Origin of the sequence: uncultured Campylobacter sp. (assembly GCF_938002845.1) — a bacterium.
GTDB lineage: Bacteria > Campylobacterota > Campylobacteria > Campylobacterales > Campylobacteraceae > Campylobacter_B.
Map to the genome: position 1 here is coordinate 1 of NZ_CALKZP010000044.1, position 9,732 is coordinate 9,732.

Annotated in this window: 8 protein-coding genes and 1 tRNA gene; 5 read left to right on the top strand and 4 right to left on the bottom strand. The window is 43.5% G+C overall.

Annotation, left to right across the window (positions count from 1 at the left end; all coding sequences use genetic code 11):
• Together Q0224_RS06435 and Q0224_RS06440 are read left to right on the top strand one after the other, a co-directional pair.
• A partial coding sequence (locus Q0224_RS06435) for an AsmA-like C-terminal domain-containing protein (RefSeq protein WP_297949978.1) occupies positions 1–816 on the top strand: 816 nt, incomplete at its 5' end.
• Complete coding sequence (locus Q0224_RS06440) at positions 813–1,874, top strand: tyrosine-type recombinase/integrase (RefSeq protein WP_297949980.1); 1,062 nt, start codon at positions 813–815, stop codon at positions 1,872–1,874. The genes Q0224_RS06435 and Q0224_RS06440, both read left to right, overlap by 4 nt.
• A 937-nt stretch (positions 1,875–2,811) precedes the next feature.
• Here Q0224_RS06440 and Q0224_RS06445 read toward each other — a convergent pair.
• From Q0224_RS06445 to Q0224_RS06460, 4 genes are all read right to left on the bottom strand, one after another.
• On the bottom strand, positions 2,812–3,456 hold the full coding sequence (locus Q0224_RS06445) for a ferritin family protein (RefSeq protein WP_177388306.1): 645 nt from the start codon (positions 3,454–3,456) through the stop codon (positions 2,812–2,814).
• A gap of 410 nt (positions 3,457–3,866) precedes the next feature.
• Positions 3,867–4,541 (bottom strand): histidine phosphatase family protein, encoded by a 675-nt coding sequence (locus Q0224_RS06450; protein ID WP_297949983.1) that lies wholly within the window; start codon positions 4,539–4,541, stop codon positions 3,867–3,869.
• 44 nt (positions 4,542–4,585) lie between these two features.
• Positions 4,586–5,143 carry a rhomboid family intramembrane serine protease gene (locus tag Q0224_RS06455; RefSeq protein ID WP_297949985.1) on the bottom strand — a complete coding sequence of 186 codons (558 nt, stop codon included), beginning with the start codon at positions 5,141–5,143 and terminating at the stop codon, positions 4,586–4,588.
• Between the two features lie 767 nt (positions 5,144–5,910).
• Positions 5,911–6,546 carry an NlpC/P60 family protein gene (locus tag Q0224_RS06460; protein WP_297895564.1) on the bottom strand — a complete coding sequence of 212 codons (636 nt, stop codon included), beginning with the start codon at positions 6,544–6,546 and terminating at the stop codon, positions 5,911–5,913.
• Between the two features lie 123 nt (positions 6,547–6,669).
• Between Q0224_RS06460 and murA the strand changes: the two genes are divergently transcribed.
• From murA to Q0224_RS06475, 3 genes are all read left to right on the top strand, one after another.
• Positions 6,670–7,938, top strand: a complete 1,269-nt coding sequence (murA, locus tag Q0224_RS06465) for a UDP-N-acetylglucosamine 1-carboxyvinyltransferase (protein WP_297949987.1) — start codon at positions 6,670–6,672, stop codon at positions 7,936–7,938.
• A gap of 475 nt (positions 7,939–8,413) precedes the next feature.
• Positions 8,414–9,595 (top strand): molybdopterin molybdotransferase MoeA, encoded by a 1,182-nt coding sequence (locus tag Q0224_RS06470; RefSeq protein ID WP_297949989.1) that lies wholly within the window; start codon positions 8,414–8,416, stop codon positions 9,593–9,595.
• 61 nt (positions 9,596–9,656) lie between these two features.
• Positions 9,657–9,731 (top strand) — tRNA-Gly (locus Q0224_RS06475).
• The last annotated feature ends 1 nt before the right edge of the window (position 9,732 follow it).

The following is a 9,732-nucleotide window of genomic DNA, read 5'->3' on the forward strand; positions in this document are numbered from 1 at the left end:
AGCGAGTTTAATAGCGGCACAAAGGAGCGCTCGCCGATAAATTTCAGCGGGCAAAATTCTACGATCGTGCTATCCGATCTTAATAAGACGCTGAAATTTACGCACTTTAACGGCGTGCTGGACGGCAAAAATATGAACCTGAACGCAAGCTTTAAGCGCGGCGACGTGAAGGTGATCTTTAAAAAGAGTTTGCTTCAAATTTTTGCGCAAAACATCAGCGGCGAGGCGCTTAATCAATTCCTAGGCTCGCAGAGCTTCGACGGAGGGGTATTTACGCTGAAAGCAAGCGGCATCGATCCGCGAAACTACCGCGGCGAGATCAACGTGCAAAACACCTATCTGAAGGACTACATCATCTATCAAAGGCTGCTTAGCTTTATAAACTCGGTGCCATCGCTGCTTACGTTTAAGACGCCCGATTTCAACGATCGCGGCTTTAGCGTGCAGAAGGGTAAAATTTACTTTCGCCGCAGCGGCGATAAAATTTACATAAACGCGATGAATTTTACCGGCAGTAGCGCAGATATCGCGGGCAACGGCGAAGTTGATATAAAAAACGGCGCGCTGAATATCGATCTGGAGCTTAAATACCTCAAAGACGCAAGCTCGATAATCTCAAAAATTCCGCTTCTAAATCATATCATCTTGGGCGAAAACAACACGATCTCCACGATCATCGAGATTCGCGGCACGACGAAAAAGCCCACCTACTCGACCGCCGTTGCGACCGACGTGCTAAAAACGCCGTATAATCTCATCAAAAACACGCTGATGCTGCCTTTTGTAATCTTCGGCGACAGCGAGGAGAACAAATGAAATTCCCGCTCGATTATAAGGATAGCTTTGAAAAATCGCTGCTGTTTTGGCTCGTAAAATTCGTACGCTACAAGCTAAGCGCGCTATCGAATAAGGAGCTGAAAAACGACGCGCTGTTTCGCCGCGCGAGCCTGGCTCTAAATCACGAGGTAGCAAGTATCGGCGAACTCGAGCGCCTTGCAAAAGATGCGCGAAATGCGGGACTTACCGGCATCAATACCTATTTTAACCCGCTTAAAAAATTTTACGAAGCGATCATGCAGTACGGCCTTGAGAGCATGAAAAATATCGACGAGGAGCTTTTGAGCGAAATTTTAGCCTCGATTACAGGCGGTCTGAGCGATGCGAGCAAAAAAAACTACCGCATCGCGCTGATAAATTTTTTCGGCTTCATCGACCGCCAAAACGAGCAGGACGGCACCTCGCACAACTACGGCATCGAGCTTAAGCACTGGGGCGGTATTAGCGGCAGCCGCGGCACGAAGCTTCCGGAGTTTATGAGCGAGGAGGAGCTTAAGCGGTTTTTGGACGCGATAAATCTAAGCGAGTTTCCCTCCTTTGCCCATCGCAACCGCCTAATCGTAAAAATAATCGTCTATACGGGTATCCGCGTGGGCGAAGCGATAAATTTAAAGCGCAAAGATATCGCGCCCGAGGGCGATCTTTTCGTCATCCGAATCCGCGGCAAGGGCAATAAATACCGCATCGTAATGATCAAGCGCCACCTGATCGAGGAGCATCTAAACGCGCTGGAGACGAACTTTGCAAACAAAGAGGGCTATCTTTTCGTCACCAAAAACGGCGCGCCGCTTACTCAGGCCTATGTCAGCGGCATCGTGGAGAAAATTTTAATGAGCGCGGGCATCCGCAAGGAAAAAAACGGCGCTCACATGCTGCGCCATACCTTCGCGACGATGCTTTACAAAAAGCAAAAGGACCTCGTGCTCGTCCAAGAAGCCCTCGGCCACGCGAGCCTAAATACTTCGCGCATCTACACCCACTTCGACAGCGACAAACTGCGCCTTGCGGCGAAGGTCGCGGAGGAATTCGAGGAGTGAAATTTTAAAATTTGCGGCGTTGCGAGGCTTGCTTGAGCAAGATTTTTTGAATTTCGTTTTGAGACGGCTTTAAAATCGTTTTTATGGAATATTTTACAAGAATTTCAGAATTTTATTTTGAAAAATTCTGAAATTTGTTTTTCATACTAGCATAACAGAACCTAAAAATTTTACCTTGCGAGCTTTAGAATTTAACTCGGCAAAATTTAAAATTAACGCGCGAGCCTTAGAGCTTGATCGCAAAAGAATCTAAAATTTTACTCTTTTGGAATATAGAATAATTTACTTTTTAGATTTTCTCATGCGATTTTGCCTAAAATTCCAGATAAATTTAGTATAAAATTTCATTTAAATTTTGACTATACGGTATTTCATCCGAGGATTTTATAAGCAAAAGATAATCGACATATTAAGAGGTAGCGGATATAAAATTTATCTGCAAATTCCGTAAGGATGGAATTTCTGATTTAAAATTTAAACCCTCGAAATTTTATAGTTTGATTTGCTTTCAAATTCTCATCGCACCGTATTCGCCTTAAAATTAAAGACACAAAAGATTCTGCCACCAAAGTTTGCTGTGAAATTTACCGATGCGAAGCTTGCTTCGTAAACAGCGCAAGAATCATATAGAAATTTCCACTAAAAATTTAAAGAGATAAAATCATCGGCATGACTATTTTAGATTTATTTTACGACAGAAATCCCGCTCTTGCGAGCAGGATTTCATTTCTTAGGGGGATAAGAAAAGGAGTTTAGGCTAAATAAATTTAGCCCGAGATTTCGTCTAGCCACGGAGTCCCGCGGCAAAAAGGAGCAAAAAGACGAAATCTCGCGCAAAATTTTAAGCCAAGATTTAAGCGATCGGCTTGCGACAATAAACGAGATTTGCGACGGCTTCAAAAGCTATCGCAAAAACGCCGTGCCGCAAGCATCAAAATTAAACAAGCCTTTGTTTTTTGAAATACTCGCGCGGAGCCTTGCAGAGCGGACAGGCGCCTGGGGCTTTCTTGCCGCGATGAACGTGCCCGCAGACCTCGCACACCCAAACTTCTTCGTCGAAACTCTCGAAAAAGCCCTCTTCTAGCAGGATCTTTTGAAGCTCGTTGTATTCGCGCTCGTGCTCCTGCTCGACCTTGCCAATGGCGTTAAAAAGGCGCGCTACCTCTTTTTTGCCCTCTTCGGTCGCAATTTTAGCGAAGCTCGGATACATGCTCTCGTGCTCGTAGCGCTCGCCGGCAGCAGCATCAAGCAGATTTTTATCCATCTTATCAAGCGGAATGCCTGCGGCTGCATGATGCGCCTTTAGCTCAGCTCTGGCATGCCATTTTTCGTTTTCGGCAGCCTCGTAAAAATGTCGTGCAATGGCGTGAAAGCCAGCTTCTTTGGCTAAATCGCCGTAAAGATCGTATTTGTTGCGCGCCTGGGACTCGCCTGCGAACGCCTTCATCAAATTTACCTGCGTCAGATCCTCGGTTATACATTTCATCGGCTCGCCGCAGCAGCTAAGCGCGCCGCCGCCTACTTTTTGCACCTCGACCTCCGCGCCGCATTTGTCGCATCTGTAAGTTTCGTACTGTCTCATTTCAATTCCCTATCAAAATTTTTAGGGAATGATACCACGGTTACTATTAAATTTTACTTAATAAATTTTATTCTTCTCAATAATTTTATGTTTTTGAGAAAATTTCAGCATGAAATTTCCATCCGCAAAATCTAAACTTAAGATTTTCCAAAGCAAATGGAATTTCAAGCGAAAGTGCTAACACTCGATCATCTAAAAATATGAAATTTAGTTTTCTGACTCATTTAGTCTACGATTTCAAGGCGAGCCACATCATTGGAAATTTTTTAAAATTTAAAGTTATCTCAAAAATAATTTGCTATTTTGCCATATGGTCTTATTTTACGAGTATATGACAATGCTCGGCAAAAAGTAGCTTTAAATGCGCCAACGAGCCGCCCGATTGTAACTATGAAGCGTTAAAAGCGTAATTAAGGGCATTGCAGCATTACCATCTTGCCGCTATGATCGGTAATATCTAAGAATTTATGAATGTCAAATTCTAAGCCGCAAATCGAGCAAGGAGGAAATTTATCGATTTCCTTCTCGCCTAAAAGCGAGCAAATTCCGCCTATTGCCGGATTATGTCCAACGATAAATACGCATTCCGCGCTAGCTGCATTAAAATTTCGCATAACATCTGTGCTAGAAATTTCCACATCATTGCAAGATAGCGCATTATTTTCGCTAATGCTAGCGGGAATTTTAGCGCTCTTAAAAGCAGAATTTTCAGCGTTTGCGTCGCGATGTTTTTCGCTACTCAGACCAACCACATTGTATTTTTCAACATTCACACCGCACCCAAAAAATCGTTTCTCATCCAAGCCGCGAACAAACTTTGCCAAATCCCATAAGCTTGCGTCATATAACTCTCGCAATGACACTATCTTTTTTGTCGCGTCCAGCGCATTAGCGATAAGTTGCGCCGTATGGAGTGCGCGTATAGCCGAGCTTGTAATAATTAAATCAGGCACAAGCCTCAAGCTACGCAGCTTTTCTCCGAGTTTAATTGCGCAAAGTTCGCCCGCATAGCTTAATGTCCGCTCAAAATCGCTTCCGTTGTCTCTTTGCGCCTCGGCATGTCTTATAAAATATATCCGCTTCATCTGCATCCTTTCATAAAATTTTATGTATAATTTAGCGATAAATTCTACAAAATTCTAAATTTTTTCTGGATCATTCCAAAGCCATAACCGACCACGAATCCCGCTATGTGCGCAAACCATGCCACATTTACGCCCATTAACATCGGCGCAAAGCTCATTATCAAAATCGCGACAAAAATCCCGCCCGTATTGCGCTCATCAAAATAAGCAATCACGCCTAAAAGCACGCAAATAGCGCCACTAGCGCCTACGATATTGACGATTTCTCCCATACTCATGGCATAACGGATATAAATCAGACACAAAGCGCCGCTCAGCAGCCCGCCTACGATGTAAAGCAGCGTAAATTTTATCCCACCGAACGCTCGCTCTAAAATCCCACCAAATTGATACAAAACTGCCATATTCATCGCTAGATGCATCACTCCACCATGCATAAAAAATGAACTTAGTAGCTGCCACGGCATCCCCTCGAAAAAATATGGATTGAGCCCAAAAAACAGGTAGGACTTAAAGCCGAAAAAATATTCCAATGCGAATGAAATTACGAAAAATAGGATATTCACCGCGATGATCGCGAGAGTAAATTTGCCTGATTGCATGAAGCTCCTTAAATTTTTCACGCATAGTAGCAAAATTTTTATTAAATTAAAGGCGTAGTGTGATTTTATAGGCTAGAGATAAATTTATGGATAAGTGCTAGCATTAAAATTCGCTAATAGTTTTAATTGAAAGCGCCTTATCAAATAGCTGCGCTAAAATTTAAAATTTAGATATAAAGCTTTAAACTAAAATTTTCGTAACAAAATTTAGACCGTAAATCTTTTTTGAAAGCTTTACTGGAATTTATAAAGTTTATCTGACGTAAATTAAAAAACAAACATGCCGTTAAATTTAATAACGATGGAATTTCAACTATATGAAGCTATTTCGTAGAATTTTATGTATAATTATAAGTATAATTTCACCAAGAATAATAAAAATTTGAGTTTAAATTAATTTCAAAATAAATTTTTAGAGTAATATTTTATTAAATGCTTGTTATATATAATTACGCGTTAAAAATGCTAATTTGATTTGCCATAACAGCATCAAAATGAGTTTTTATTGGTAAGTTTTTGCTGCAGGAGTTTAAAAACCATAAAATTCTAAAATTTGATTGGAATTTTAGGAATTTAATAAATTCTACAAAGCTAGGTTACAGCTAAAATCCCAAGCTAAATTATCTGCAAAATTTTACTTGAAATTTTAGAGCATAAATCAAACCGCCGCGAATTTTTAAAAGGTCTAGCAAAATTCCATAAAATCTAATAAATTCCAAACGTTATAAGAAATTTTTCAAAAAATACGGAAAAAAATTTTCAAAATTCTAGTTATTTACTCGTCCATATCCTGCGAAGCGGTTCGATGCTAGGCAGCTTATGCGGTCTTTGCCGCAGCGTACGATATAGCTATTTTCCATCTTTTGTCCTGCTACATGGACGTTTTTCTTATTTAAATTTACGAAGTCCGCTTGATTTCTACCGCGAGTATTGTGGACAAATTTCACGCGACCATCAGCATAGATCTCGCGCACGATACCGATATGGCTGATCTCGTTATTGACCTTGCCTTTGTTAGAGCGCAAGGTGTTTTGAAAAAACACCAAATCCCCCACTCGCGGCGTATTGCTGAGTAAATTTCTACGGCTGTAATAATTATATATTGCTTGGGATTTACGTCCGTTAGTGAAGTATTTTGGCAGATCTTTTGAGTTAAAAAATAGATCATCGTATTTATCATTTAGCACGGTGATAAATCCGCTGCAGTCCCCTCCCGCGCGAGTGCCGGTGTAATCGTCTACAGATGCGATTAGCGGGCGGTTAAACTCGCTTCCCGGCACCGAAGTTATTCCTTCTTCATGATCGTTTAAGACATAAGCCTGCTGGCTGCCGGCAGACGGGGCTTTTGAGGAGCAACCGACCAGCAAAAACGCACCCAAAGCGCAAATAATTAGTTGTTTCATATAAAATCCTTATAAAATTATGTAACGGTTAAATTTAGGCGTAATTTTAGCGCTCAGTGGTAACAAAATGGTAACTTTAAAGCTAAATTCTGTATAATCGTCGAAATTTTACACGGAGAAATCATGCATTATCTACGAATTAACGGGGGCAAAAAACTAAGCGGTAGCGTCAAAATAAGTGGCGCAAAAAACGCCGCACTGCCGCTCATAGCTCTATCTATCCTTTCAAAAAACGAAGTCGTAATTAAAAATTTACCCGCAGTTTCCGATATCCACACGCTAATTCAGCTGCTTTCAAATTTAGGCGCAAAGTGCGAGTTTCTTGACGCCAACACCGCCAAAATCGATACGCGCGAGGTAAACTCGACCAAGGCGATCTACGACATAGTGCGCAAAATGCGAGCTTCGATCTTGGTGCTGGGGCCGCTTTTAGCGCGGTTTAGACACTGCGAGGTAAGTCTTCCCGGAGGCTGCGCGATCGGTGCCAGACCGATTGATCTGCATCTTAGCGCGCTTGAAAAGATGGGCGCGGAGGTTAAGATCGAGCAAGGCTATGTCGTTTGCACCGTAAAAAAGGGGCTTAAGGGCGCGACTATAAATTTTGACAAAATTACCGTCACTGGCACCGAAAACATCGTAATGGCGGCAGCCTTAGCAAGCGGCACCACTCATATCATAAACGCGGCAAAAGAGCCCGAAGTAATCGCCGTTTGCAACGCATTAAAAAGCGCAGGCATCGACATAGATGGCATCGGCACGAACGAGATTCTCATTAAAGGAAGCGGCGGCGAGCTTTTAGGCTTGGATGAAATTTCGATTATTCCCGATCGCATCGAGGCTGGCACCTATCTGTGCGCAGGCGCGATCACCGGCTCCCGTATCACGATCACGCACGCCTGCGCAGCTCATCTTGGCGCCGTACTTGCAAAATTTGAAGATATGGGCTTTAAATTTGAAATTTCAAACGGCGGCGACGAGATCACGATCTTACCCGCTTCAAAGATCAAACCTGTAGAGATTATAACGAGCGAATATCCGGGCTTTCCTACCGATATGCAGGCGCAGTTTATGGCGCTGGCGTGTGTAGCCACGGGCGTCAGCACCATCGACGAGAGGCTTTTTGAAAACCGCTTCATGCACGTTAGCGAACTTTCAAGAATGGGCGCAGATATCCGCTTAAACGGACACATCGCGACGATCAGCGGCGGCAAGCTAAACGGCGCGGACGTTATGGCAACCGATCTGCGAGCTAGTTCGGCACTCGTTTTAGCCGCCCTTGCGGCGCGCGGCGAGAGTAAAATACATAGAATTTACCACCTGGATCGCGGATATGAGAGACTAGAGGCTAAGCTTGGTGCGCTTGGCGCGGACATACAGAGACTGGAGGAATGAGGACTTCGGAATAAAAATCTTGTGCGAGCAAGTGATGCGGAATTTTATGCAAAACGCGTTTTAAAATGCCACGCTACGTAAGAGCCACGTAAATTCTATCAGCAGCAATGCATTTAAATCGCTAAAGCTAAGTGTGGCGAAATTTTAAAGGCAAATCTTGGTAGAATTTCGAAGGATGAACCCCTTAAGAATTTAAGTAGTGAGCTTTGGTAAAATTTAATGAACGAGCCGTGGTGGAATTTTTTAAGCAAATGTGGGTGGAATTCCTAGGGCAAAGCGGAATTTTACGAGCGAAATGTTTTGAAATTTTAAGCAACGCTCGCATTAAAACAAGACAAGTTTGAGCCCATAAAATTTCGCACATTTATTTGGGTAAATTTTGCTTTGCAAGCTTTGGCAAAACATAGAATTTAAGACTATGTGAGGTCTTAACTGCGCGAATTTAAAATGTAAAAAATGATAAAAAGGACTTAAAATGATAGGAATAAATGAGGCTATAGATTTGGCTACGGCCAGAATCACATCAAGCAGGCGGAGCGAAATGGTACCTCTTCCCGGCGCCCTAGGTCGTATCCTTTCTAGCGATATTTCTGCGATTAAAAACCTACCCTGCTTCGATAATTCGGCGCTTGACGGCTATGCCTACGCGGCGGAATTCAAAGACGAAGATCTAGAGATCGTAGAGCCTACGATTTTTGCAGGAGATGAGAAATTCTACGAAATCAAGGCTGCGCAAGCGCAAAAGATAATGACCGGCGCGCCAATGCCTGTAGGCGCGGACTCTGTCGCGAGGCTAGAGGATGTAGACGCGCAAGGCGGAACTCTAAAAATCCCTGCTTCCGTTCATGCTCACGACGGCTTTCGTAAAAAAGGCGAAGAAGTGCGCGCAGGCGAGCTTTTATTGCGCCGTGGTGAAATTTTAAACCCTGCTAAAATCATGCTTCTTGCCGCGCAAGGAATTTACGAAGTGGATGTTTACGCGCGGCCTAAAATCGCTCTATTTTCCAGTGGAAACGAACTAAAAGAGCCGTGGCAGAGCGCAAGTGAGCGCGAAATTTATAACGCCAACTCTAGCGGCATTGCTGCATTGCTGCAAAAATACGGCTTTGAAAATGAGTATTTAGGGATTTTAAAGGATGATTTTAGCGCGGTATGCGAGGCGCTAAACGCTGCTACGCGTAAATTTGACGTGCTAATTACCAGCGGTGGAGCAAGTGCTGGGGAGGCGGATTTTATGCAAAGCGCTATGAGTGAACTTGGATTTTTGCAGGCTTTCGATCACATTGATATCAAGCCCGGCCGCCCCAGCAAGTGCTTCGCAAAAGACGGCAAATTCATCTTTGCAATGGCAGGCAATCCAATGGCTGCTTTCGTGCTTACGCGCGCAGTCATACTGCCGATCCTATTTAAGCTTAGCGGCGCAAGCGAGGCTTTTAGCGCAGAAGCGGCGATCTATGCCAAGCTCGCAAGCGATCTGAAGCTAAAAAGCGGCAGAGTAAATTTAACCGTAGGCGCATATGAAGGCGGAGTTTTTACGCCTATGCCGTCGCCTTCTGGGCGCATCAGACCGCTGGCTGCGGCATCGCATTTTTTCTTGGCTGACCCCGAATGTGACAAAGTTCGCGCTGGAGAAATCGTAAAAATTTATGAAATTTAAGCGAGAAATTATTGACAAATGAAAATTTATAGGCTACAATCGCGCTTCATCTTTACCGCATGCGGGAATAGCTCAGTGGTAGAGCGCAACCTTGCCATGGTTGATGTCGCGAGTTCGACTCTCGTTTCCCGCTCCAT

What these genes read in the sequence shown, in the direction of transcription:
- Q0224_RS06440 (WP_297949980.1), top strand. Translation starts at nt 813, where the DNA reads ATGAAATTCCCGCTCGATTATAAGGATAGCTTTGAAAAATCGCTGCTG.
- Q0224_RS06445 (WP_177388306.1), bottom strand. Translation starts at nt 3,456, where the DNA reads ATGAGACAGTACGAAACTTACAGATGCGACAAATGCGGCGCGGAGGTC.
- Q0224_RS06450 (WP_297949983.1), bottom strand. Translation starts at nt 4,541, where the DNA reads ATGAAGCGGATATATTTTATAAGACATGCCGAGGCGCAAAGAGACAAC.
- Q0224_RS06455 (WP_297949985.1), bottom strand. Translation starts at nt 5,143, where the DNA reads ATGCAATCAGGCAAATTTACTCTCGCGATCATCGCGGTGAATATCCTA.
- Q0224_RS06460 (WP_297895564.1), bottom strand. Translation starts at nt 6,546, where the DNA reads ATGAAACAACTAATTATTTGCGCTTTGGGTGCGTTTTTGCTGGTCGGT.
- murA (WP_297949987.1), top strand. Translation starts at nt 6,670, where the DNA reads ATGCATTATCTACGAATTAACGGGGGCAAAAAACTAAGCGGTAGCGTC.
- Q0224_RS06470 (WP_297949989.1), top strand. Translation starts at nt 8,414, where the DNA reads ATGATAGGAATAAATGAGGCTATAGATTTGGCTACGGCCAGAATCACA.